25 protein-coding genes and 15 tRNA genes are annotated in these 23,903 nt (G+C 51.9%); 22 read left to right on the top strand and 18 right to left on the bottom strand.

The genetic code is table 11. From position 1 onward, the window contains the following. The first annotated feature begins 3 nt into the window (after window positions 1–3). From A6X21_RS13525 to A6X21_RS13520, 3 genes are all read left to right on the top strand, one after another. Window positions 4–76 (top strand) — tRNA-Ile (locus A6X21_RS13525). A gap of 21 nt (window positions 77–97) precedes the next feature. Beyond that, a tRNA-Lys gene (locus A6X21_RS24710) sits at window positions 98–170 on the top strand. A gap of 98 nt (window positions 171–268) precedes the next feature. Further along, window positions 269–339 (top strand) — tRNA-Gly (locus tag A6X21_RS13520). 141 nt (window positions 340–480) lie between these two features. Here the strand turns inward: A6X21_RS13520 and A6X21_RS25580 are convergent. Then, window positions 481–717, bottom strand: coding sequence for a four helix bundle protein (locus tag A6X21_RS25580; protein WP_205847467.1), 237 nt, complete (start codon window positions 715–717; stop codon window positions 481–483). A gap of 47 nt (window positions 718–764) precedes the next feature. Here A6X21_RS25580 and A6X21_RS24705 point away from each other — a divergent pair. The 19 genes from A6X21_RS24705 to A6X21_RS13435 all read left to right on the top strand — a co-directional run bounded on the left by A6X21_RS24705 (window position 765) and on the right by A6X21_RS13435 (window position 12,354). Next, a tRNA-Asn gene (locus tag A6X21_RS24705) sits at window positions 765–839 on the top strand. A gap of 210 nt (window positions 840–1,049) precedes the next feature. After that, window positions 1,050–1,120 (top strand) — tRNA-Gln (locus tag A6X21_RS13510). Between the two features lie 22 nt (window positions 1,121–1,142). Then, a tRNA-Gln gene (locus A6X21_RS13505) sits at window positions 1,143–1,216 on the top strand. A gap of 2 nt (window positions 1,217–1,218) precedes the next feature. Next, window positions 1,219–1,292, top strand: a tRNA-His gene (locus A6X21_RS24700). 177 nt (window positions 1,293–1,469) lie between these two features. Beyond that, a tRNA-Val gene (locus A6X21_RS13500) sits at window positions 1,470–1,542 on the top strand. 92 nt (window positions 1,543–1,634) lie between these two features. Then, a tRNA-Asp gene (locus A6X21_RS13495) sits at window positions 1,635–1,709 on the top strand. Window positions 1,710–1,788: 79 nt separating this feature from the next. Beyond that, a tRNA-Leu gene (locus A6X21_RS13490) sits at window positions 1,789–1,861 on the top strand. Window positions 1,862–1,882: 21 nt separating this feature from the next. Beyond that, window positions 1,883–1,955 (top strand) — tRNA-Arg (locus tag A6X21_RS13485). A gap of 102 nt (window positions 1,956–2,057) precedes the next feature. Next, a tRNA-Leu gene (locus A6X21_RS13480) sits at window positions 2,058–2,131 on the top strand. Between the two features lie 74 nt (window positions 2,132–2,205). Further along, a tRNA-Leu gene (locus tag A6X21_RS13475) sits at window positions 2,206–2,279 on the top strand. 83 nt (window positions 2,280–2,362) lie between these two features. Continuing rightward, a tRNA-Ser gene (locus tag A6X21_RS24695) sits at window positions 2,363–2,448 on the top strand. Between the two features lie 29 nt (window positions 2,449–2,477). Beyond that, window positions 2,478–2,549: transfer RNA gene (locus A6X21_RS13470), tRNA-Arg, on the top strand. Between the two features lie 296 nt (window positions 2,550–2,845). Continuing rightward, on the top strand, window positions 2,846–3,709 hold the full coding sequence (locus tag A6X21_RS13465) for a slipin family protein (RefSeq protein WP_068848663.1): 864 nt from the start codon (window positions 2,846–2,848) through the stop codon (window positions 3,707–3,709). Between the two features lie 482 nt (window positions 3,710–4,191). Continuing rightward, window positions 4,192–4,722, top strand: a complete 531-nt coding sequence (locus A6X21_RS13460; RefSeq protein ID WP_110766461.1) for an endonuclease V — start codon at window positions 4,192–4,194, stop codon at window positions 4,720–4,722. A 451-nt stretch (window positions 4,723–5,173) separates the two neighbouring features. Further along, window positions 5,174–6,235, top strand: a complete 1,062-nt coding sequence (locus tag A6X21_RS13455; protein ID WP_068848661.1) for an RNA ligase (ATP) — start codon at window positions 5,174–5,176, stop codon at window positions 6,233–6,235. Window positions 6,236–7,159: 924 nt separating this feature from the next. After that, entirely contained in the window at window positions 7,160–8,797 is a 1,638-nt protein-coding gene (locus A6X21_RS13450) for a TROVE domain-containing protein (RefSeq protein ID WP_068848659.1), read from the top strand. A gap of 102 nt (window positions 8,798–8,899) precedes the next feature. After that, the gene (pth2, locus tag A6X21_RS13445) at window positions 8,900–9,298 is read left to right on the top strand and encodes an aminoacyl-tRNA hydrolase (RefSeq protein WP_068848657.1); all 399 of its coding nucleotides are present in this window, start codon (window positions 8,900–8,902) and stop codon (window positions 9,296–9,298) included. Window positions 9,299–9,489: 191 nt separating this feature from the next. Then, window positions 9,490–11,556, top strand: coding sequence for a hypothetical protein (locus tag A6X21_RS13440; RefSeq protein WP_068848656.1), 2,067 nt, complete (start codon window positions 9,490–9,492; stop codon window positions 11,554–11,556). A gap of 90 nt (window positions 11,557–11,646) precedes the next feature. After that, complete coding sequence (locus tag A6X21_RS13435) at window positions 11,647–12,354, top strand: DUF4126 domain-containing protein (protein WP_068848654.1); 708 nt, start codon at window positions 11,647–11,649, stop codon at window positions 12,352–12,354. Window positions 12,355–12,646: 292 nt separating this feature from the next. On the opposite strand, the gene A6X21_RS13425 is transcribed toward A6X21_RS13435, so the two are convergent. From A6X21_RS13425 to rpsQ, 17 genes are all read right to left on the bottom strand, one after another. Then, entirely contained in the window at window positions 12,647–14,386 is a 1,740-nt protein-coding gene (locus A6X21_RS13425; RefSeq protein WP_131818333.1) for a HEAT repeat domain-containing protein, read from the bottom strand. Window positions 14,387–14,790: 404 nt separating this feature from the next. Next, on the bottom strand, window positions 14,791–15,408 hold the full coding sequence (gene rplQ / locus A6X21_RS13420) for a 50S ribosomal protein L17 (RefSeq protein WP_068848648.1): 618 nt from the start codon (window positions 15,406–15,408) through the stop codon (window positions 14,791–14,793). Window positions 15,409–15,498: 90 nt separating this feature from the next. Continuing rightward, window positions 15,499–16,509 (bottom strand): DNA-directed RNA polymerase subunit alpha, encoded by a 1,011-nt coding sequence (locus A6X21_RS13415; protein ID WP_068848646.1) that lies wholly within the window; start codon window positions 16,507–16,509, stop codon window positions 15,499–15,501. A gap of 127 nt (window positions 16,510–16,636) precedes the next feature. Continuing rightward, the gene (rpsK, locus tag A6X21_RS13410) at window positions 16,637–17,017 is read right to left on the bottom strand and encodes a 30S ribosomal protein S11 (protein ID WP_013108778.1); all 381 of its coding nucleotides are present in this window, start codon (window positions 17,015–17,017) and stop codon (window positions 16,637–16,639) included. A 99-nt stretch (window positions 17,018–17,116) separates the two neighbouring features. Then, window positions 17,117–17,503, bottom strand: coding sequence for a 30S ribosomal protein S13 (rpsM, locus tag A6X21_RS13405; protein ID WP_013108777.1), 387 nt, complete (start codon window positions 17,501–17,503; stop codon window positions 17,117–17,119). A 151-nt stretch (window positions 17,504–17,654) separates the two neighbouring features. Then, entirely contained in the window at window positions 17,655–17,771 is a 117-nt protein-coding gene (gene rpmJ / locus A6X21_RS23730) for a 50S ribosomal protein L36 (protein ID WP_081440180.1), read from the bottom strand. 171 nt (window positions 17,772–17,942) lie between these two features. Then, window positions 17,943–19,313: a preprotein translocase subunit SecY gene (gene secY, locus A6X21_RS13400; protein WP_068848645.1), complete on the bottom strand. Its 1,371-nt coding sequence runs from the start codon at window positions 19,311–19,313 to the stop codon at window positions 17,943–17,945. 157 nt (window positions 19,314–19,470) lie between these two features. Further along, entirely contained in the window at window positions 19,471–19,920 is a 450-nt protein-coding gene (gene rplO, locus A6X21_RS13395; protein ID WP_013108775.1) for a 50S ribosomal protein L15, read from the bottom strand. 2 nt (window positions 19,921–19,922) lie between these two features. Beyond that, window positions 19,923–20,402 carry a 30S ribosomal protein S5 gene (gene rpsE / locus A6X21_RS13390; RefSeq protein ID WP_013108774.1) on the bottom strand — a complete coding sequence of 160 codons (480 nt, stop codon included), beginning with the start codon at window positions 20,400–20,402 and terminating at the stop codon, window positions 19,923–19,925. A gap of 88 nt (window positions 20,403–20,490) precedes the next feature. After that, window positions 20,491–20,853 (bottom strand): 50S ribosomal protein L18, encoded by a 363-nt coding sequence (gene rplR, locus A6X21_RS13385; RefSeq protein ID WP_068848643.1) that lies wholly within the window; start codon window positions 20,851–20,853, stop codon window positions 20,491–20,493. A 74-nt stretch (window positions 20,854–20,927) separates the two neighbouring features. Then, entirely contained in the window at window positions 20,928–21,464 is a 537-nt protein-coding gene (gene rplF, locus A6X21_RS13380) for a 50S ribosomal protein L6 (protein ID WP_068848641.1), read from the bottom strand. A 99-nt stretch (window positions 21,465–21,563) separates the two neighbouring features. After that, on the bottom strand, window positions 21,564–21,959 hold the full coding sequence (rpsH, locus tag A6X21_RS13375) for a 30S ribosomal protein S8 (protein ID WP_013108771.1): 396 nt from the start codon (window positions 21,957–21,959) through the stop codon (window positions 21,564–21,566). Window positions 21,960–21,995: 36 nt separating this feature from the next. Continuing rightward, window positions 21,996–22,181, bottom strand: a complete 186-nt coding sequence (locus tag A6X21_RS13370; protein ID WP_013108770.1) for a type Z 30S ribosomal protein S14 — start codon at window positions 22,179–22,181, stop codon at window positions 21,996–21,998. Between the two features lie 49 nt (window positions 22,182–22,230). Then, window positions 22,231–22,773 (bottom strand): 50S ribosomal protein L5, encoded by a 543-nt coding sequence (gene rplE, locus A6X21_RS13365; RefSeq protein WP_013108769.1) that lies wholly within the window; start codon window positions 22,771–22,773, stop codon window positions 22,231–22,233. Between the two features lie 63 nt (window positions 22,774–22,836). Then, entirely contained in the window at window positions 22,837–23,193 is a 357-nt protein-coding gene (rplX, locus tag A6X21_RS13360) for a 50S ribosomal protein L24 (RefSeq protein ID WP_068848639.1), read from the bottom strand. A 1-nt stretch (window position 23,194) separates the two neighbouring features. After that, window positions 23,195–23,563 (bottom strand): 50S ribosomal protein L14, encoded by a 369-nt coding sequence (rplN, locus tag A6X21_RS13355; protein ID WP_013108767.1) that lies wholly within the window; start codon window positions 23,561–23,563, stop codon window positions 23,195–23,197. A 64-nt stretch (window positions 23,564–23,627) separates the two neighbouring features. After that, window positions 23,628–23,891 carry a 30S ribosomal protein S17 gene (gene rpsQ / locus A6X21_RS13350; protein ID WP_013108766.1) on the bottom strand — a complete coding sequence of 88 codons (264 nt, stop codon included), beginning with the start codon at window positions 23,889–23,891 and terminating at the stop codon, window positions 23,628–23,630. Window positions 23,892–23,903 lie beyond the last annotated feature (12 nt).

Here is a 23,903-nt window from a genome sequence, read left to right as displayed (position 1 = left end):
TCACGGCATGTAGCTCAGTGGTGAGAGCAGCGTCCTTATAAGACGTGAGTCGAAGGTTCGACTCCTTCCATGCCGACTTGGAAGACATGACACAAACGGGATTGTGGCAGACAAGGTCATGCACCGGTCTCTTAAACCGGCCGATGTGGGTTCGATGCCCACCGATCTCACTCTAGAAGTTTGGAGTAAGAAGTTTGAAGTTTGAAACTTTCACACTTCCCAATTCGCACTTCATCGCTCATTGACAATTTGGTTGAGCCAACAAAAGGCGTCCATGGTGTAGTGGTAACCCATCTCCTTGCCAAGGAGAAATTGCGAGTTCGATTCTCGCTGGGCGCTTTGCTCAGGCTTCAGGCTTCAGGCTTCAGTCCTCAGCGATCGAAGTAATCCGTTAAGCACGCGTCCTGTTTCACTGGCAAGTGAGGCTGTTTCTTTGGCGGATTATGAATCGAGATATCCAAGGCGATCTGCAAGTGATAGTTAATATTCTACTTCGCAAACTGAGCCATACGCTATTTCCAGAAAACGTGAGTAATCAGCTTGCGACGATTTCGCACAACCCTCAACGATATTTGATGGTACTGAAACTGCCGCTCGTCGAATTTGTGACGTAAGCCCAAACATCTCCTCTTTTGGAAATAACCTTGTACATTTGTAAATCTCCAGTGCGAATTGATCGGCTAATTCGAATGCACGCAGCTTGTGATAGTCTCGCATGATTCTCTCCTGAAACCTGACTCCTGAAGTCTGAAACCTGATCTTACTCCGGTGGGTCCTGTGCTGGTACGGGAAGGCGACTGTTAATCGCCTCGACGCAGGTTCGATTCCTGCCGCCGGAGCCTTTTTCGAAGTGTGAATTCAGAAGTGAGAAGTTTGAATCTTCGCACTTCAAACTTCGAACGTGCCATTGGCCGAGCGGTATAGGTTTTTAAGGGTGGCAGGAAAGTCACACGTTGTGCAACGATTAATTCCCCAACGAAGTCGATCATGAAACAACGTGAAAAAACTTCCAATCCGGTCAGGTCGGTTCGACTCCGACATGGCACTCTCGGGTGTTGACTAATGGTAAGTCAGCTGTCTTTGAAGCAGCTCATTGGAGGTTCGAGTCCTCCCGCCCGCGCCTTAAGACACAAATCAATACTCCGGAGTAGCAACTGTTGGTCGTTGCGTCTGGCTCTGAACCAGAAGCTCGCAGGTTCGATTCCTGCCTCCGGCAATGTGGCCGTCCTGTATTGGTTTCAGGAACCTGGCTGTGAACCAGGTCGATGTCGGTTCAATTCCGATCGGTCACCTTTGGAACAGACTTCAGACTTCAGTGACTCCTAACTCCTGAAACCTGAGACCTGAAACCCGAAACCTGAAACCTGATTTGGAAGACATCCGGCTGGATGAGGAAACCGTCTTGAAAACGGCTGGCGCCTGGCGCTTCGGGGTTCGAGTCCCTGGTCTTCCGCTTTGTTAAAGCGCATCGTCCTGTGGCCTAGCGGCGAAGGCAACTGTCTTACAAACAGTCGATCGACAGTTCGAGTCTGTCCAGGACGATTTGATCACGACGCTAATCCGCTTGGTGCGGGGTGTGTCTGCAAAACACACGGATAGCGAGTTCGAATCTCGGTAGCGTCTCCTTTGTTTATGGCCCATTGGTCCAGCCTGGAGTGGACGCCGCCCTGTCACGGCGGAGGTCACCGGTTCAAATCCGGTATGGGTCGCTGGGAAGTTTGAATTGAGAAGTTTGAAGTTTGAGACTTCTTAATACACATTTCCGACTTCTCAATGCACACTACTTTCGGTGTAGTACGCCAACGGCTGAGCGGCTTGTTTTAGAAACAAGTGTTTGTGGGTTCGAATCCCCCCTGTACCACTGAAACTCTCGATGAACATTGCCTGTGAGGTGTAGTGGATACGCACGCGACCTTGCGAAGGTCGAAGCTCAGGTTCGATTCCTGGCATGGGCATTCAATCTCAAAAACACGGCCTGCGAGTGTGATGGATTCGCACGATCGTCTTCGAAACTTTCAGACAAGGTTCAAATCCTTGGCAGGCCATTTGGTTCATCGGGTGCTATGCGCAAATTGGAATAGCGACTGAGCTCAAACCTCAGTGATTGTGGGTTCGAATCCCCCTGGCACCATTGATTCAGAACTCACGTTTCAGACTCCAGGTTTCAATTCTTCAACTGTAGCCTGCCGTCTGGAGCCTCATCTCGACGCGGTACGCGAACCGGAATAGCGGCGAAGCTTAAACCTTCGTGATTGCGGGTTCAAATCCCGCCTGCGTCACTTTTCAGGTTTCACGAGTCAGTGACCAGGCTGCAGGAATTTCAAAACCTGAAGTCTGAACCTCGAAGTCAGAAACCTGATCTGGAAGGTAGCCGGATATGGTTGGCCGGGCCTGTTTGCTAAACAGTGCAGCATTCGTGCTATATGGGTTCGAATCCCTTTCCTTCCGCTCGAAAAACTCCGCATGGGGAAGAAAACAGCTCGATGGTGAAGTGGATATCACCTCTCGCTTCTAACGAGAAGTTCCAGGTTCAACTCCTGGTCGAGCTACTGCGCTGTCAACTTGATTTAATGTCGATCAACCATTACTTTGCAAAATAGAATTCATCCCGTGGCGTAATGGACGACAGTTAGCACTCGTGCTGATGAACCAGGTTCGACTCCTGGATGGGAGACATGCCTCGGCGGTGTTAGGAGCGAGCGGCCAAATGGTTCCTGCGTTCACCTTTCGGAGCGAACGCTCAGAATTGCCAAATCTGAAAGCTCGTTCTCCAGATCAACTCCGCTACGAGGCGTTTTAAACTGATCTTCTCTATACTCGCATATCAACCGAAAGGAGGTGCCTCATGATAATTAGCGGTGCAGGACAAGAGTTTATCATTAAGGACACCCACCGCGGTTTGTATTACGAGGATGGTAAGCTCACCAAAGTGCTTGATGCCGGGCGTTACAAAATTCCTCCCCGCAGCCGGCTGTTCACAAAACTCCCTGTGGTGGAATGTGTACTGGTCGATGTGCGTGAACGTGAACTGACAATCAAGGGCCAGGAAATTCTCACGGCTGACAAAGTGGCAATCCGCGTAAGCATTCTGGTGCAGTTTCGCGTGACTGACCCGAAATCAGCGATCCATACTGTGGATAACTTCGAGGATCGGCTTTATAGCGATGTGCAACTCGCCGCACGCCGTTCGCTTGCCTCGATGAACCTGGAAGAAATCCTGACGAACCGTAATCGACTCAGTGAAGACATTCTGTCGGATGTTACTGAATCAGCTGGCAGTTATGGAGTGACGATCCGACGTGCCGATGTGAAGGACTTGATCTTCCCGGGTAATCTGCAGGAGATCATGAATCGTGTACTGGCAGCAGAGCGTCATAGTCAGGCGCAGCTTGTCGAGGCACGAACTCGAGCCGAAGTAGAACTGATTGAAGCCAATTCTCGTGCCGAGATCACACGTCGTGGTGCGCAGGCGGAAGCCGAAGCGCGGCGTTTGCGTGAACAGATCGATGCAGAAGCGACGCGAACCCAGGCGGAAGCCGAGACGCAAGCTTATGCAGAACGAGTTAAAGTCGCCGAAGCCCTTGAAAAACATCCCGCACTGCTGCGACTTGCAGAACTCGAAACTTTGCGTGATCTAGCAAAGAACAGCAATGCAAGACTGTATCTCGGGATGGACAAGATAAGCCTCGCATCAGCCGCTCAAGGATAGCAGGAGTCGTATTGTTGAGCGATCTTCTGCTGTAGAATCTAGCAGCTGCAGGAGTGAAACACATTGACTTCCCTTCGATGAGGATGAGTGCATCCAACAGGTGGCAGGTACGCATCCTATGGGGAAATGAATCTCCTCAAATTCCTCATCAACACCAAGACAAACGATCGACTGCCGAGTTGGAGTACAGCCTGATAAGCCGGAAGTCGTGGGTTCGAATCCCACTGGCGCAACTTTGATGCAAATCATTGCGCCGTAGCTCAGTGGTAGAGCGCCGAAAACCCTCTGACACATCATTTCGTCGATCGTTTTGAAACAGCACTTGACTGCCGGTTCGGAGTACATGGTTTAGCAGGTTCGAATCCCGCCCGGTCCACTCGTTGTTGTCACAATGGGCCGGAACCTCGAAGGTCGCCTGGCGTCCGTCGAGGGAATATCTCTGGCCACAACCTCGTCAGGTGTTTTCGTAAAAGGAGGAGATTGTGATCGCTTGCGTCGACGTTAGATACCACATGCAATCGGCGCTGGCGGCGTGCGTCACAATCTCCGACTGGAAGGCAGAATTGCCACAGGGGAGTCACACGGTCGAGATCCCGAGCATCGAAGATTATGTTCCTGGAGAATTTTACAAACGCGAACTGCCATGCATAAAAGCAGTGCTGAATCAACTGATTGTCCGACCAAGCCTCATCGTTGTCGATGGATATGTATGGCTCGATACCCACGGAAAAAAGGGGTTGGGTGCTCACCTGTTCGAGTTACTTCATGGCGAAGTCCCGGTGATCGGCGTGGCTAAGACTTCCTTTGCGACAGCAACGAACGCTATTGAAGTTTATCGGGGGAAAAGTTTGAGACCACTTTGGGTAACAGCAGTTGGAACCAACGAAAACGAAGCGGCAAAGTGCGTGAGCGAGATGCACGGAAGTTACAGGATTCCCACGATTCTCGCACTTGTCGATCGTCTGAGCAGGAATGGACCCGAGCCGATTTCGCAAAGTCAGGATTCTCCATGAACCTCCGCCAGCGCTGGAGCTTCCTATGACGACGATTCCGCGTCTTGGGATCATCCCCTGGAACGACATTGCAGAGTCGTCGATCTCATGGATTGCCAGTTGTATGACTGAAGTGATTGTAGCCGAAAAGTGCCGGATCGCGATAAGCCATTCATTGGGTCGGCAGGCGAGTACATCCGTATCTCCGAGGTCATGGCCTTAGCCAGGATCGATGCGTTGCCGATGCAGACGGATCCCTTCAGCCGTAGAGACGCCTGCAGATTGCTATCGTCTCGGATATCGGTCGTCCCGCTGATCTGTTTCAATAGACCCTTGATTCCTTATTCTACAGGAATGTTCGCCTGGGAGCGGACTCGGCCTCCAAAACCGATGGACAGTGTTCGAATCACTGCGTTCCTGCTCGTAAACCAAAATGACTGCTCATCTTCCTTTACTCCAAATCTCAAAAAACATGCGAAAACTGGCAACCCTACAGACAATTTCAGCCATCGAACCAATCACAAATGCCGACTCGATTGAACTGGCAAGGATTTTGGGTTGGGCGGTTGTGGTCAAGCGCGGAGAGTATCGAGTCGGGGACAAAATCATCTATTGTGAAATTGACTCACTCCTTCCCGAGCGTCCAGAATTCGAGTTTCTCCGCAGCAATTGCTTCAAGCCCGCACAAATCGATGCGACCGGTCGCATTGCGGTACCAGCTGGTTTCCGAATTCGCACGATCAAACTCCGTGGACAATATTCACAAGGAATCTGTTTTCCCGTTTCCCTGCTGCCAAACGGCGATCACATTCCGATCGGCACTGAAGTCACTGCCGAACTCGGCATCGTGAAATGGGAGCCCCCTATACCTGCTGGTATGGTTGGAAAAATCAAAGGTCCGTTTCCTAGCTTTGTGCCCAAAACAGATGAAACTCGTGTTCAGTTGCTCGCAAACGCACTCGAGCGACACAAAGGAAAAGAGTTAATTGTCACCGAAAAGCTCGATGGAAGTTCCTTCACGGCATTCCATTATCAGTCTCAGTTCGGCATCTGCAGCCGCAATCAGTGGATCGACGAAATGGATGGCACATCGAAATATGTCGCCATTGCCGAGTCATTCCATTTAAAGGAAAAGCTGGCTGAGATGTCAAAGCAACTAGGCTTCGACCTGGCAGTTCAAGGAGAGATGATTGGCCCGGGAATCCAGGGCAATAAGTACCGGCTCGAATTTGTGACACTGAGAATTTTTAATGTCGTGAACTTAACGACCGGGATGCTGTTGGACTTCGATCAAATGCAAGAGGTGATTAAGTCGCTTGGTCTCGTGGCGGTACCATTCCTCGAAAAGGTGACACTGAACCATTCCATCGACGAACTGATTAAGCTCGCCGAAGGAAAAAGTGTTTTGAACTCATCCACCTTGCGCGAAGGCATCGTTCTCCGTCCCATATCGCAAACATTCGAGCCGGATACGGGTGGACGATTGAGCTTTAAAGCGATTAACCCGGCCTTTCTTGTGAAGTATGACGAGTGAGAAACATCGATGGCGCCATTCGCTTCAATAAAGAGTTTGTCGATATGGATCGGATAGGACCAGACGTCCATAAAATAAGTATCGACCCTGACGCGAATCCATCTTTCAACTCTAGTAACAGAACCACTCAAAAAATAGTATTTAGGAACTCGTCGATGCGAGCCTGAGCGGTATTCCCGCCTTTATCTCTTCAAAATCGCTGATAGTGAAATGAACCTTTCGTCTGATCAATGAGTCCAACAAGAACTGGAACTGACGGACAGGAGTCCATGACGGGCCTAAGGTAGCGATTGCGGGGTGACCCGCTAGTGAATGGCATGCGAGTCTTTTCAAAGATAAACATGCCTGTCAACGGTCAAGTCACCATGTGACGTGAAGTCGGACGTCCGTATTGCCGAAAGGCGACTCTTGTTCACACCTCGTTCCAGAATTTTACGGTCGAGACAATGATTGCCTGCTGATTCAGAGTACATGCTTCGAAGGTTATGGGTTCAATTCCCATCGCAGGCTCACCCGAGTCTACTTAGCTCAATTGGTAGAGCGTCGAAAGATTTCTGATCGAACACTTCGGCAATCATTTCAACTCCAAACAGTCGACTGCCGATTCGGAGTACATCCTCAATCCTTGCCACGATAGCGGGAGCTATCAAATGACGCACGTCGTCATGGCGCTCTGGTCATACCTCGTCGGCTGTTTTCTGCGAACCTGAGACAATGCACCCGCGTCTCTAAACGCAATCAAGAACTTACAGAATGAATGAGGGGAAGCAGATCAAGCAGTGTGCTTCATTCTGCTTTGCGATTCTCGTTCGACTGCCAGTTGGAATTACATCGTTTGCTAGACGAAGGCACAGAGTTACTGACTACTGGCCTTATTCTCAACAACCCTTCGTCGAACAGTTTTTAGTTGAGGAGATCACTCCTATGGTGAACATGTCTCTTTTCGCAAGCATGCTTGGACGACTCCCGAAGGCCAACACTGTCAACGAAGCCGGTGGCCTCGCATATCAACTCGAACCTAAACACGCGCTGGCCCAGGTGGCTGCTACCGGTACGTTTAACAATGCGTTCTATAGCACGGCTGAAACTCAGTTCGATGAAGTTCTGAAGTTGATCGCCACAGTCGATGACAACCAGTACCTGGCGAAGCTGGCTCTCTACGCTCGTGAGAAGGCGTTCATGAAAGACATGCCGGCTGCATTGCTGGTCGCGCTATCGGTTCGTGACACCGAGTTGATGCATCGCGTCTTCGATCGTGTGGTCGACAACGGTCGCGTTCTGCGAACTGTGTTCCAGATGATTCGCTCAGGTCAGTTCAAGAACAAGGCCGGTAAGAGTCGTGTTGGCTTGTCAAGCTCTGTGCAGCGAGCATTCCAGCGATGGTTGAACACGGCTTCGGTCGGAAAGCTGTTAAGCGCGTCGATCGGTAACGATCCAAGCCTGCGGGATATCCTGCGTATGGCTCGACCAACGCCGCAGGATAACGCTCGCCGAGCGATGTTCGGTTGGTTGACCGATAAGAGCATCGACAAGTGGGCACCGGCGACAGAAGCCGACTTGCCGGCTGAAGTTCAGTCGCTGATCGCATACCGCAAGTCCGAGAGCGAAGAAGCCCAGGCCTTGATCGCTGGTGGACTCGACAACGTCCGTTGGGACTTATTGTCCGATGCTGCGAAGGGACCAAAGGTTTGGACAGTACTGGCTCGAAAGATGGGTCCGCAGGCACTGCGTATGAACTTGAACACGTTGCTGCGACACGATGTGCTCGCCACAAGTGAGATGGTCGACTACGTGGCTGACCGGATCGCTGACGAGTCGGAGATTCGCCGATCGAAGCAGTTCCCGTACCAGTACTTTGCTGCGTACTTGAATGCAGATGACAACGTTCCCCAGAAGATCAAGTCGGCGCTGCACAAGGCCGCCGAGATCGCCTGTGGAAACGTACCGGAGTTGCCGGGGCCGGTGGTGATTGGTCTGGATACGTCTGGATCAATGAGCAGTGCGGTCACTGGACATCGCGGACGAGGTGCAACTTCGAAGATGCGCTGTATCGACGTGGCAGCACTGTTCGCCGCAGCAATCCTTAGACGTAACCCGGCCAGCGTTGTGATTCCGTTCGATACGTCGGCTTACGATGCGAAGATTGATCCTAACGACTCGATCCTGAGCATTGCTCAGCGGCTGGCCAAGTACGGTGGTGGTGGAACGGATTGTTCGCTGCCACTGGTTGTTGCCAACCAGAAGTACGCGAGACGAAAGTTCGCCGGCATGGTTCTCGTGAGCGATAACCAGAGCTGGGTCGGAACAGGACGGCACGGTTCAACGGGTGTGATGACGGCCTGGGAAGCTTTTTCATCGAACCAGCGAAAGCTGAGCCGAAAAGCTGCCCCACCGAAGTTGATTAACATCGACTTGCAGCCGTACCAGACAGTTCAGGCTTGTGAGCGAACTGACATCATGAACATCGGTGGCTTCAGTGACTCCGTGTTCAACGTGATCAGTGCATTCCTCGCTGACAACAACCAGCGATTCGTCGCTGAAGTGGAAGCGATCGAACTGTAAACGCGAATTGGACTCCGGTCCAATGGCCGTATACTTTAGCCAGCACCCGCGGGTCGAAATTCCGGCTCGCGGGTGTTGTTCTTTGATGGGGAGAGACGATCAATGGAAGAAGCCGAAGCCCCAAACATCAAACAGGTCATCGTCATGCGACATGACCTGAAGATGCGCCGTGGAAAGCAGATCGCACAAGGAGCACATGCGTCGATGGCATTCCTGACACGTCGGCTGCAGAGCTCCCCGATGCTGCGTCTGGATGATTTTTCGCCCAATACACGTGCCTGGATTGCCGGCGGCTTCGCGAAAGTCTGCGTTCGCTGCCATAGCGAAGCAGAATTGATGGCCATTCACGACAAAGCGATGGAAACTGGACTTGAGGTTCACCTCATTACGGATAGCGGCCGAACCGAGTTTCATGGCCAGCCAACACGTACCTGTCTCGCCATTGGTCCAGACGAAGGTTCGAAGATCGACCAGGTGACGGGACACCTCGAATTGCTTTGAACCGATTTCTGCAGATGTTCTGATGAAGCCACACGACAGCCTTCATTCCGAAAACTGCACGCCAAAAGCGCCTCCGTCAGACTCGTACAACAGCGAAACGACCCTTTCCGGGAGTAGATCTCGCATCAGCCTGCCGACATGCGTATTCTGTACAGAGAAATCCGTCTTCCCTCTGATGGAAAGTTCCTTGCATGCCATTTGAGATTATCTGCGGCTCCTGTCAAAACCCGATGATGGTGGAGGCCGAAGGAAATGTGGTTGTGGAGTGCCCTGAGTGCGGCGCCCATCTCGAAGTTCAATCAGACCTCTCTCTGGACACCGAGCCTGTCGCCCCGCTAAGTCCCGAAGCTGAGAGCATTGACTCGACATTTGATTTTTCTCAACTGGGAGCTCCTCCAAAGAATGTCCCTGGATCAGCATCAATCCCCGACTTTCTGTCATCCCTGCCTCAGCCTGATTTTTCAACCCACGCGTCTTCCGCCCGGGCCGCCTCAAAAGAGTTCTTGCCTCCATTCACACCTGCCATCGACACCCCGACAGGCTCAACATCGGCAGCGGGCGTCAACTTCGATTTTCTGCAGACGGTTCCCTCCTCGACAGCGGCCTCAGGCCCTGGCGAACATCACGAGGATTTGAAGTCCTTTGTATTTCCGAGCCCACAGCTTCCTGGCGCGGATGAGTTTCCAAATCCAGGTCTGGGATCCATCATCGAGGGAACAGTCCCGGCAGAATCTCTTCCCGGCATGCCGTCGATAGAACCAGCCTATGCCGAGACCGACGAGCCGGAAGAAGAGGTGGTGTTTGACTTCATACCAGACTCACAAACAGTACCTGCCACCAGCTTCAGTCCGCAGGACATCCATGAATCATTCCCTGCCATAACTGCAGAGACGCTGGATCCAACACTTACCAACGACAGCCCAGCCACCCCGGCTGGTCTACCAGGTCATTCCATAGCCACAACGATCGATCCATCCCACAGCAACGATCTTCATGCCAGCGATCTGGAAACAGATCACTTTTCCCAGTCATCACCACAACTGGCCGAACTCATTCGACAGACAGCCGGCGTTGGGCTCATGACGGCAGAGCCTGCCATGAATCTCACAGAACCTTCGATGCCTGTTGACGTAACGACGCAAGGTAAAGGAGATTCAGCAACACCCGATTTCTCAGCCATCGCCACATCGAATCTGCCATCGATCTCGGCCGGTACCGAAATTAATTCCACAGAAAATCATTCGCTCGCTTTTCTATCAAATCTTGATCAGCCGTCGGTGGGTGCACAAACCCCTGAAACAAATCTGGATGCCCAACAGCTATCCAGCTTTTCCCAACTGGCTCAACCTTTTCCAACCAGTGAAGATCTCACTCTGGTTTCCCATGGAGCACCTTCAGAAAAGCGATCAGCGGACAAAGTCCAGGAGGGTGATTTTCAGTTTTCGAGCCAGCCGGTGGCAGTCGGAAGTTTATCCACGCAAGCTGCGGATGCTTTCCAGGAGAATCCTGCAACTCTGCGAAAAGAAGACGTCGTCTCCCGGCAACTCTTTCTCCTGCTTGCAGGCTATGCCAGTGCCTCGACTCTCGCACTTCTCTTTTTCATCGTGCAGTACCTGAGGCAACCTTACCATCAATTGGAAAGCCTGCCGGATATCAAACCGCCAGCGACTGGTATCTCAGTCACACTTATCAATCCCGACAATCGTGTGGCCCCGCTGCATACCCTCCAACTGAATCAGACACGTCGCTTCGGCAACATTGAATTCACTCCGCTGAAAGTCACTCGCGGCCCGATCAGCATTGTGCAGAATGCCTCGAACTCCTCATCAGAAACAACGGAACCAGTTCTGAAGCTGCTTGTTCGATTCAAGAATGTCAGCCGGGATCAGACCATTATCCCTCTGGATCGAGAACTGGTTTTTTTTCGTGATCGACGAGTTAGCAGTCGTGCCAATCAGTTCATCAAATGGGCCGATCAACTGGCGTCAGATACCGGTGTGATCAATCTTTTTGAACTCCCTCTGCAAGATGAAGTGTCGATTGCCAACATGCCTCTGGGGATCGCGCTCGCACCGGGAGAATCGATCGAGACGTTTCTCCCTTCCGAGGCCGGAGGTATCGATGAACTCAACGGCAATCTCATCTGGCGTCTGCAGTTCCGCAAAGGCCAGAACCCCCGCAGTGGGTACCCAGTAACGACACTGGTCGATGTCCAGTTCAACTCCGAGGCCATCGAACGCGAAGCCACAGCCAGTTGATCAACTCTCACCCTCGGCCTGATCATCATCGCCAGTGCAGGATCAGAACATCACGCTGACAACAATCCTCATTTGTAACAGCTGCCCATCATGCCACCACTTTCCGAAGCTCTTGCGGGTCTCATGGGTGGATTGGGGCTTTCGGCGGCCAGTGGTTTAAACACCTACGTTTCTTTAATCACGCTGGGGCTGGCACATCGAAATGGCTGGATCACCTTAGCCGCGCCCTATGACTGGCTCGGCAACGAATATCTGCTGCTGGCGATCACTTTATTGGGGCTCATCGACCTGATTGGGGATAAGATTCCGGCAGTTGACCACGTGCTGCACACTGTTGGCATGTTTCTGGCTCCCATCGCCAGCGCCATTCTCTTTGCCAGCCAGACATCCTCAGTCATCCAGATTCACCCCGTGATTCTCCTCGCTGCCGGTTGCCTCGTCGGGAGCACTGTCCATCTTTCTCGCTCAGCGATCAGACCTGCAGTGAACGTAGCCACGGCCGGAACAGGAACCACTGTCGTTTCGGCGATTGAAGACCTTGTCGCGTTAATGCTTTCAATACTCGCAGTAGTACTGCCGATTCTGGCCGGAATGATCGCGATCGTGTTGCTCATCATGATGAGCTGGTTATTTTTTCGCGTATTGGGCTATGCAAAAGTTCGACTTCGGCAGCGATGGCTTCGCCAAACAGGCGATGCTGCCATTCACGTTGACGAACCTCGTCGAGACCAAGTTTCTGACATCCCTCCGCCAGCAGATCTGGACGGACAAAAATTCCCGCCGGAGTTGCATGACTGACGAGATCAGCCACACTGCGAAGCTCGACGGCCTCTGTCTTTGTCAAAGTGTGTGCTTCGCAAAGCTGAGTAAACAAACTCTGGGACGGCTCAACCCGATGTTCTCTGACCAGTTTGAGTTGATCAACCAGGTACAGCATGAGCCACAAAATCAAAATGGCAACAAGTGCTCCGCCAAACCAGTACAGCGGCATCGCGGCCTGCGTGAACCAGCCCTGTCTCAGCACATTCTCGATCATGTACTGACTTTCAAGCATCTTTACCGGAGCCTCTGAATTTAAAGACTGGTTTATTCAATTGATTGACCGGGTTTCATCAGATGGATCAGCCCATGCCAGAATTCCCGAATCGTCTGTTGGCGAGATAGAACGCTCGGCCGTTTCTGAGTGACTCGACAATTGACTTGCGAGGTTCAATTCTCCCATCGATCCTTTTAGCCGTTGGAAAGCAGCGACAGCCGCTTCTCTGACTCGCAGACTCTCATCACGAGTCAGGTATTGCAGTGCGAGTAAGGAATCCAGACTCGGTAACTTGGCAAGAATATCAACCAGTGTCCTTCTGACGAGCGGGTCGATATCCGTCAACATCTTCAGCAGAAAGGACTGTGTTTCGTGAATCAGTTCCATCCGGTCAATCGCCATTAATGCCCGGATTCTGCGATGACGAATCGCATGGTTTAACTCCAGTTCAATGGTCGCAAGCGCTGAATCGTCAATTTCCAGCAGTAAACGACCCGCATGACGCCCGATCTCGGGAGTCATTGCATCCTGCATTTCAAGCATACGTTCCGCATGAAACCATTCGAGTAACTCAGCCCGGGCGACTTCTCGAACCTCTCGATCGGCACAGCGGAGCTTCTCCAGCAGGAGTCGTGCAGCATCGGGAAACTGTTGCGTTTTCAATTGCGAACAGGCCCAGGCAGCGACAGCACTGTCCGCCGAGTTGAGACTGCTGCGAACGATCTCTTTGACCTTATCGCCATCATGCTGGGACGCACTTTGAACAGCGATTTCGCGGGCCTCCGAGCAACCGTACCTTAACAGCCATTCTTCCACATTCCGCCGGCAATCTCGTGATAGCCTGGTCAGATTAATCAAGTGAATAATCCCTGCCTGATACTCTCCAGGGATCCATGATAAATCGAGTGATTCTCGACTCAGCCAGTTGATCGAGCTGATCTGTCTCAGATTCTGCATCAGCTTTTGAGAGATTGGTTTCGAGATTGTCATCAATAATGAAACCACAAACTCAGGATCATCCCGCTCCTGAACGGCATCGAGTGCCCGGGGATGCGGATAATTGTGGCCAAGAGATCCAATAATCGACCGGAGTATCCCGGGGTGTGTGCCACTCATCATCAGATGACGCACAATTTCCCGGACACTCGGATTTGACGACCAGAGGACTCGTCGTACTTCGGGAGCATCATCCGGGCCGATGATCATAAGACACTCAATAAACAACTCACGAACATTGGCCTTCTGGGGTTCTAAATGGTCAACTTCCAGTTCCAGAGAGCGTGACAACGCTTCGATAATTGGCAGCCGATAGCGCGAAGCCAGTGCCGCTAGCGTCGGGTGTAACCGTTTTTCGCTGCCATGTTCTGTTAACTCGTGAAGCTTCCAGGCCATGCTCCGCAAGAGATTCTCGGCCCGATCCAGAACTGGCTGAGGAACATTAGCCCGAAGTAGCTCAATAACGACAGGGACAGGCTCAAATGTTTCCGTCAGCTCGATTGCATCCAGAGCTGCAATCGCCTGTGTGGGAGTACCGTGAATCAGAAGCTGCCTGAAAGCCACTGAGAGTGTGTCGGCATTCGCCCTGATCTTTTCGCCCAGGCAAACTGTTGGTCGAGCGGCCGCAGCAATCAGTGTGGCCTGAGCTGGTAAAGAGCCCTCAGCCAGCAGCATCTGGGCGCAGGCATCTTCAATCCGATCGACACCAGACCCCAGACCAATGGCCAGAAGATCCAACCTCTGATTTCCAGACGCCAGCTCCAAAGTCATCAAAGTTCGTAGAAATGGGTCTGGCATATCAGATCATGGCACCCACTCAAACTTGATGACTGAACTGTCCACACTCCCGCAACCCGGGCTGCTCGATCCCTTTGAACACAACAAAAGGTTCCGAAGTGACTCAAAAATGAACCCTATGTGCTATCCATGAAAAACAGCGTTGTGTGTGCCATGCTTGCAGTTCTGGGCAAACACATCTTCCCAATCAACAACGCGTAGTTGCTTTCCGGGACCCGCACTAGATGAGTTCACATCGGCACCTCAACAATTGCTTGGTCAATTCACCTTTGGCAACTTCTAACATCGTCATCATTGACCAGCACATCCAGAAATGCCCCGACTCTCGATACAACCGATAAAACAAGAAGACCTTGGCAACGGTGCCAAGGTCTTCAGAACATTTCAATGCGAAGCAAACCAGCCTAGACAGGATCAGCAGCGGGAGCTTCAGGAGAAGCAGTTTCAGTCGCAGGTGCCTCTTGCTTGACCACTGGAGCTGCGCGTCTCTGTCGTTTGAGGCGATCATTCTCACCGACGAATTCGATCAGTGCACGTCGCCCGGCATCGCCCAGACGGAATTCAGCGAGTCGAACAATCCGGAGATAACCACCGGGTCGATCAGCGAAACGAGGACCCAGATCATCGAACAGGATCTCTAAAGCTTCTTTATCACGCAGAGCGGCAAAAGCCCTGCGGCGAAGTGCGACAGCGGGGGCAATGGCATTCGACCACTTCTGCCACTGGTCAGACTTACGCCAGGCTCGCCACTCGTCGGAGTTCTTCTCAGCAGTCGTGGCAAAAGGAGCCGCCGCCTTTTCAGCCTCTTGAGCACGCTTAGCAAGCGTAATGAGCTTTTCCACATGCGGACGCAACTCTTTGGCCTTCTCAAGAGTTGTCACAATCCGTCCGGGAACTTTCGCCTCGCCGTCCTTCTTCTCGGAACGAACTGTCAAAATCAAACTGACAGACATATTCCGAAACATGGCATGACGATGTGATGCATTGCGTCCGAGCTGACGCCCGGCAACTTTATGTCGCATGATAAATCCTAATGTCTCTCACGGGCAGAGCCCGGCAATTCAGTAATGTCGAACAAAACTTACTGCCTGGAGGCAGATCAACAGCCAAAACTAAACACGTGCCGAGTTAGGCAACTTCATCCCTAACCGCAGGCCAATCAATCCCAGGCGCTCTCGAACTTCTGTGAGTGTTGTCTCACCGAAATTTCGCACCTGCAAGAGTTGATCTTCAGTTCGCGTAACAAGATCACGAACGAAATTGATTCCTTCAGATTCCAGACAGTTGGTGGCACGCACTGAAAGGTTCAGTTCAGCCAGACTCTGCCCCAGCTTCTCTTCCAGCTCAAGATCCACAGGAGCATACCCGGTGGCTTCGAGCATATTTCGGAGCCCACCTTCCGGGAACATTTCCGGGCCAGGCTCGCGATACGTAATAAACGGGTTGAGATGCTTCCGCAGAATCTTCGCAGACTCCACAAGTGCAGACTCAGGAGTGACTGTCCCGTTCGTCCAGATTTCGAGGATCAGACGGTCATAGTTCGTCCGCTGACCAACTCGAGTCTCCTCGATCAGATAACGGACACGAACCACAGGTGAAAAAATCGCATCTAGCGGAATGACTCCGAGCTCTTGCTCCGGACCATGATGGTCAGCCGCTGGGATATACCCACGACCATTTTCGACGGTCATTTCCAGATACAGGGGCACATCATCCGTCATCGTGGCGATCACGAGATCGCGATTCAGGATTTCCACCTGATCATCGGTAATAATATCACCAGCCGTCACAACTCCACGTGACGTCTTCTCGATCCGCAGAGTTTTGGTCGAAGGACTGTGATTCTTGACAACGATCGCCTTCAGATTCAGAACGATCTCAGTCACATCCTCGACAATCCCCGGGATCGTCGTGAATTCATGCTGGACACCTTGAATCTTGACCGAAGTCACAGAGCTACCTTCCAGACTGGAAAGCAGAATGCGACGCAAGCTGTTACCGATCGTCGAACCGAAACCACGCTCGAATGGCTCAACGGTAAACTTGCCGTAAGTCGAACTCAATGTCTCGCGCTCAGGAACAACCCGGCTCGGCAATTCCAGTCCACGCCAGCGAATCCGCATCTGTCAATCTCCAAAAGCCACAGGACTCAAACTTAACGTGTACGTCAGGTCAATCTCGTAGAAAGACAGCAGACTACATAGTTTCAACAAATCACCGTTCAGAAAGTGCTTGACCAGCCGTCACGCATCAGACGCGGCGCTTCTTTGGTGGCCGGCAGCCGTTGTGCGGCAGTGGCGTGACATCTTCGATCGAGCGGATGGAGATACCAGCACCCTGGAGGCCGGTGATAGCGCTCTCGCGGCCAGAACCAGGACCCTTAACGCGGATTTCCATTTCCCGAACACCGAACTTGGCAGCACGCTCGGCACATGTCTCAGCAGCACGCTGAGCGGCAAAAGGAGTACTCTTGCGACTCCCCTTAAAGCCCACTGTCCCAGCGGTGGCCCAGCAGAGCACATCGCCATTCGCGTCAGTGATAGTCACTGTCGTGTTATTGAAAGTCGCACGGATGTGTGCAATACCGCGATTCACGTTGCGACGAATCTTACGACGCTTAGTCTTTGCCACTGTCAAACCCTCAGGCGTCAACCGCCATCAAAAAACTTACAGAAATGCGAATAAGCCAAGAATACCCAGCACCAGCACAGACCACAGATAAGTGGCGGCTTAGTGCTTCATATCTTTGACGCCCTTCTTACCGGCGACTGTCTTCTTGATCCCCTTACGGGTACGAGCGTTGGTACGAGTACGCTGACCTCGGCAAGGCAGGCCTCGACGATGACGCAACCCGCGATACGACTGAATATCACGCAAACGCGAAATGTTCTGCTGAATGCTTCGCCTCAAGGACCCTTCCACGAGGTAATCCTTATCAAGCATTGCCGAGATACGAGCCAGCTCGTCATCGCTCAATTCACGAGCTTTTCGCTGAGGATCGATCTCCAGCTTGAAGCAAATCTCAAATGCGCGGAAATCACCCACACCGTAAAGGTATTGCAGCGAAATGTAAGTCGGCTTGTCATTGGGGATATCAACCCCCTGAATACGCGGCATAACGAGCTACTCTCTCAAGCTGTGACAATCGGCAAGTACTGCAATCACAAGCCAGCCCCGACAATCACTGGCGAAATCGATCGCGACAATCAAAAACTAGACGAACACATATGTTGCGGACACTTCCACCGAAATAGCCGCAAGAACCGCATTAACCCTGGCGCTGCTTGTGTCGAGGATTCATCGAACAGATCACATAGACGCGACCCTTCCTCTGCACCATCTTGCAATGCTCACAAATCCGCTTAACACTTGTCCTGACCTTCATAATCTGCCTTCACAAAGACCACTTCCGTTGAGGAAGCGGCATAGTCTATCTTTGAAATTCCCAACTCGCAATCGATACAGGAATTTGTCAATCTCAATTCCGCAAGATCGGCACTCAAGCCGACTTTCTGCCAGCACCACGTCAAATGTGAACAGATAACCAGGTACCGTCTCAGGCCGCGTTATCTGACTCCAGGAGACCGCGGTAATTTCTCATCACAAGGTGACTGTCGATTTTCTGGACCAGGTCAAGTGCGACGGAAACACAGATCAGCAAACCTGTACCACCGTAGAAACTGGCAACAAGTGGATCAATTCCCAGCGCGTTGGAAATCACAGTCGGGATGATCGAGATCAGACTCAGGAAGGCTGCACCCACAAATGTCACACGAACCATTACCGCTTCGAGATAGGCTGCGGTCCTCCCACCAGGCCGGTAGCCAGGGATAAAGCTGCCGTAATCCTTCAGGTTGTTGGCCATGTCTTTGGGGTTGAAAGTGATGGCTGTCCAGAAGTAACAGAAAAAGTAGATCAGTCCGATGTACAGAATGTTATAGATAAAGCCACCATGATTCTGCATGGTCGCCTCAGCCAAACGGAAGAAACCAATGGTCGGGAAGAACTGCGACAGGATCTGAAACAGAAACATCGGGAAAAGCAGCAGGCTCGACGCGAAGATAATCGGCATCACACCCGATTGATTGAGTCTCAGTGGCAGATAAGACCGCTGGCCACCCGCCACGGATCGCCCACGCACATGCTTCGCAGATTGTACAGGAATCTTTCGTTGAGCCTGCGTGATCGCCACGACACCCACGATTACGCCGACGAAGAGAATCCCCAGGAGAAGAAACTTTTCGATACCGGTTTGACTTCCCAGCTTAACCCCATTCTGGAAAGCAGGCTCAAGCAATGCCTGACCTGCCTGGGGCATACGCGCCAGAATACCAGCCATAATGATCAAGCTGATACCATTGCCGATACCATACTCATCAATCTGTTCGCCAATCCACATAAGGAGAAGCGTACCGGCAGTCATGGTCAAGGTGCAGATCAACTGGAAGAAGACTCCGCTGTAAGCGGCAATCAAGAGACTTCCCTCATTCCCCATGATCCCGCCAGAGACGGCAAGTTGTCGGATCCAGAAAAAGCTTTGTCCGAAGGCGATAAAGACTGTCGCAATGCGAGTGTATTCATTGATTTTCTTGCGACCGGCCTCACCTTCCTTCTGGAGCTTTTCCAAAGGTGGATAAACCGTCCCGAGCAACTGAAAGATGATTGAAGCCGAAATGTACGGCATGATCCCCAGACCGAAGATCGTACTCATGCCGATACTCGTCCCCGAGAACAGGGAAATCATACTCATAACCCGACCCATCCCGTCGCTGCCTTGCGACTGAAGGGTCTCAGCCAGTTTCATCTGATCGATAAATGGCAAGGGGATCAAACCGCCCATGCGATAGACGGCGAGCAACACGAGCGTCAACAGGATCTTCTGCCGCAACTCAGGAATGCGAAAAATCATGGCGAGTTGTGAGAACATCTGAGCGATTCCATACAATGATGCGACGCGTGCCCTGTTTCCAAGTCACGCGTCAGAGTCTACTTCAGAGCCTCTACAGTTAAGACAAGTGACATTTGGCAGCCAGAAATCTGAAAATCACAGAATCTCAGATGAACTCCGACGACGAAAAACGGCACTATACCAACTTAACTGTCGATCCACCGGCAGCCAGAATCTTCTCCTCAGCCGAGGCAGAAAACCGATGTGCTGTCACTGATAACGATTTGGTCAAATCGCCATCACCCAAAATCTTAACCTGATCGAAGCGTCCCTTAGCCAATCCACGAACTGAAAGCTGTTCAGGAGTGACGACTTCGCCCACTTCAAAAGCCTTCTCAATTGCGGAAAGATTGACTTCCGCAATCTTCAGAGCAAAGAAGTTATTGCTGAAGCCGCGCTTGGCGATTCGACGCATCAAAGGTTTCTGACCACCTTCGAATCCCAGACGGCGCTTGGTACCACTACGGCTGCCAGCTCCTTTGTGGCCTCGACCAGAGGTCTTACCATGTCCCGAGCCGGGACCACGTCCAACACGCTTGCGTGTCTTGTGGCCATTGATTCCGATGTTCACATCATGAAGCATCATAATTAAATCTTCACTCCCCGCAGACGAGCGACATCTTCGCGTGTCCGCAATTTCTCAAGAGCAGCGAAGGCAGCCTTAACGGCATTCAGCGGATTACTTGAGCCCCTGACCTTCGTCAGAATGTCTCTCATACCCAGTGACTCAGCAATCGCTCGCAGACTCGAACCGGCAATGATCCCGGTACCAGGGTTGGCCGGCATGAACATCACCTGACTTGTTCCATAATTCCCAATCACCTGGTGAGGAATTGTTCCATCAACCAGAGGGACTCGGACCATACGCTTATTGGCCTGCTTGACAGCCTTCTCGACTGCCAGAGGAACTTCAACAGCCTTCCCGTAACCGTAACCAATACGCCCATTCCCATCGCCAACGACGACGAGTGCGGTGAAGCTGAAACGACGGCCACCCTTGACCACGCAAGAACAGCGACGAATCTGGACAACTCGCTCTGGAGATGAATTCTGATTTTCCGAGCTCACACCTATTTCTCCGACTTATCAACTCACCAGAGCATTGAGACTTAACGCGGCCATCAGGAGATGTCACACGACACAAAACCACAGCCGGCTAAAACGACAGTCCAGCTTCACGTGCAGCATCAGCCAATGCAGCAAGACGACCATGATAACGATAGCTGCCACGGTCAAAGGCAATCTCAACGATTCCTTTCTCCTTGGCACGTGTCGCAAGGGCCTTGCCTACAGCAGCCGCAGCCGCGCAGTCGCTGCCATGCCCCTCAGGCAGAACAGACTTCTCGACTGTCGAAGCCGAGACAAGCGTCTGACCTGCGACATCATCCACGATCTGAGCGTAAATATGTTTGTTGCTGCGAAAAACCGTCAACCGGAGGCGTCCTGAAGACCGCACACGATTCTGCACGCGGAATCCACGTCGCTCCTTCTGCTTGGCAGCTCTCTTGATCAGCTTCATAACAAACTCACTTTTCAGACAGATACAAAATCAACAAGGAAGCGTACTGTTGTAACACGCAGACCCGGAAATTACTAACTCATGGCCTTGCCACTCTTGCGTCGAACTCGTTCGTCCGAGTATCGAACGCCCTTACCCTTGTAAGGCTCAGGTGGTCTGACGCGTCGAATGTTCGCTGCAAACTGCCCGACAGCCTGCCGATCAGCCCCACTCACCGTAATGTGTGTGGGGTCAGCGAGTACACAGGAAACACCTGTTGGGACATCCAGCTTGATGGCATTGGCGAAACCAACCTGAAGTGTCAGCACTTTACCAGAGAGTGCCGCCTGGTAACCCACTCCCTGAATCTCAAGCTTCTTTTCCCAGGGCTTATCCACGCCAACAACCATGTTGTTGACGAGAGCTCTCGTCAAACCATGAAGAGCACGACTCTCTCGAGTATCATCAGGACGCTCGACAAGCACCTGACCTGCGTCCACGCGGACGGTGATCTTAGGATGAACGGTGAGCGAAAGTTCGCCAACCTTCCCCTTGACGGAAAGCTTATCGCCAGCAACCTGAACTGTAACGCCAGCGGGAATAGCTACTGGCTTTTTACCGATACGAGACATAGTACACCCTGAGTTCCAACCTTAGCGGTCGGAAATTCTCTCTCTAATAAGCCAATACCAGCGATATGTCAAAACCAGCAGAAAGCGGGCAATAAGGCACTACCAGACTGTGCAAATCACCTCGCCACCAAGCCGTTGTTTGCGAGCTTCGCGGTTACTCAACACACCCTTACTTGTGGAAACAATCGCAATACCCAGGCCCTGGAGCACATTGGGGAGATCGTCGACGCCAGCATAAACTCGGCAACCTGGTTTGCTGATTCGCTTGATCTGCTGAACGACCCGCTCACCACTTGGACCGTACTTCAGACTGATCCTCAATGTCGAACGAGGCTGCCCTTCGATGACTTCCGATTCCCAAACATACCCCTCCCGCTGCAGCACAGCAGCGATGGCGGCCTTCTCGCGTGAATAAGGAATATCCACGAACGGACGCTCGCAAGCCACGGCATTGCGGATTCGAGTCAACATGTCAGCCACAGGATCGGTCATCATAGCAGAAGAAACCTTAACAGCTTCCAGACAAAGAACTTACCAGCTCGCCTTCTTGCAGCCGGGAATCAAACCATCGAGTGCCAGATTGCGGAAACAAATACGGCAGATCTTGAACTTACGATAAACTGCGCGGGGACGACCACAAAGCTGACAGCGATTTTCACTTCGCGTCGAGAACTTAGGGGTTCGCTTTGCCTTGGCAACGTGTGCTGATGTGGCCATATTCCAATCTCGGTCAACTTAAGGAGCTAAGCAGTACGACTCTTCAAACCTAATCTTTGCGGAATGGAATACCCAGCTTTTTCAGCAGGAGCCTTCCTTCATCATTATTACGAGCGGTAGTCACCATGGTAATGTTCATACCCTGGACAAAGTTCACCTTATCAGGATTGACTTCAGGAAACACCAGTTGCTCAGTCAGCCCCATGCTGTAATTCCCGTGACCATCAAATCCATTGGGATTCACGCCACGAAAGTCACGAACTCTGGGGAGGGCAAGAGAAATCAGACGATCCAGAAACTCATACATGCGACGACCACGCAAAGTCACCATACAACCAATTTCCATCCCTTCACGAAGACGGAAACCCGAGACGGCTTTGCGGGATTTTGTAATCAATGGCTTCTGGCCAGTGATCGATGCAAGGTGCTGCGCAGCCTCTTCCAATCGTTTTCGCTCACCAATAGCCTTACCCAGACCCATGCTGACGACAACTTTGGTCAATTTAGGCAATGACAGTTCGTTCTCACGACCCAACTCTGATTTGAGAGAGGGAAGAATCTCAGAACGATACCGTTCCATCAACCGTGCCATGAAACTAGCCTACCTTCCACACAAACATCACTGCGACTGCAGATTCAAACGTACCAGTTTCAATTAACCAGGGACCGTTGCACTCTTGGGAGCTGGACTGATCACACCAATCGATGCGTCACACTTCTTGCAAAAACGCTCTTTTCGACCGTCTGCCAGCAAACGCATTCCAATTCGAGTTGGCTTGCCACAGGCACTGCAGAAGTAAGCGACGTTGGAAGATGAAACTGGCATCTCGCGGGACAGACGACCACCCTGCTGGCTCTTGGGATGTCCACGACGTACGTGCTTAAATACACGGTTGACACCTTCAACAACCACCTTGTCGCCGGACTGAACGACTGACAGAACTTTGCGAGGCGTTGCACTCGCATCATCACCTGTCAGAACTACAACCATGTCACCCTTGCGAATTCGCATGTTAAACCACCTCCGACGCAAGACTGATAATCTTCATATATCGCTTCTCACGAAGCTCACGAGCCACTGCACCAAAAATGCGTGAGCCCTTAGGATTTCCATCATTATCGACAATTACGACAGCGTTCGAGTCGAAACGCACGTAGCTGCCGTCAACTCGGCGAGAGGGCTGACGAACCCTCACGACCACACCCTTAACGACACTGCCCGACTTGACCGAGGATCCTGGCAAGGCCTTCTGGACTGCCAGAACAATCACATCACCCAAAGTCGCAGTTCGCTTCCGTGAGCTGCCGAGAACTTTAATGCAGCGTGCAGTTTTTGCACCGGTGTTGTCAGCAACATCCAGCATAGTCTGCATTTGAATCATGACATCAACTCGCTTAAATCACACAGGCAGCCACAAAGATAAATCGCACAGCCATCCAACGTGTTCAGGAAGCATCGCTCGACGTCGGCAATGCAGTCTTGACCACCGAGACGAGAGCCCACCTTTTGAGGGCCGACATAGGTCGACTCTCAATAATTTCAACGGTATCACCGAGACGGGAAACATTGTTCTCGTCGTGAGCATGGCAAACAGTTCGACGACGAACAGTTTTCCCATACTTGGGATGCTTAAAAATCCTCTCAACTTCGACGCGGCGCGTTTTACTCGCCTTATCGCCTGTCACAACACCAATCACTGTCTTACGCATCTATCACTCCGT

It is taken from the genome of Planctopirus hydrillae (genome assembly GCF_001707835.1).
In the GTDB taxonomy this organism is placed as follows: Bacteria; Planctomycetota; Planctomycetia; order Planctomycetales; family Planctomycetaceae; genus Planctopirus; species Planctopirus hydrillae.
This window is presented reverse-complemented; position numbering and strand designations above follow the sequence as displayed.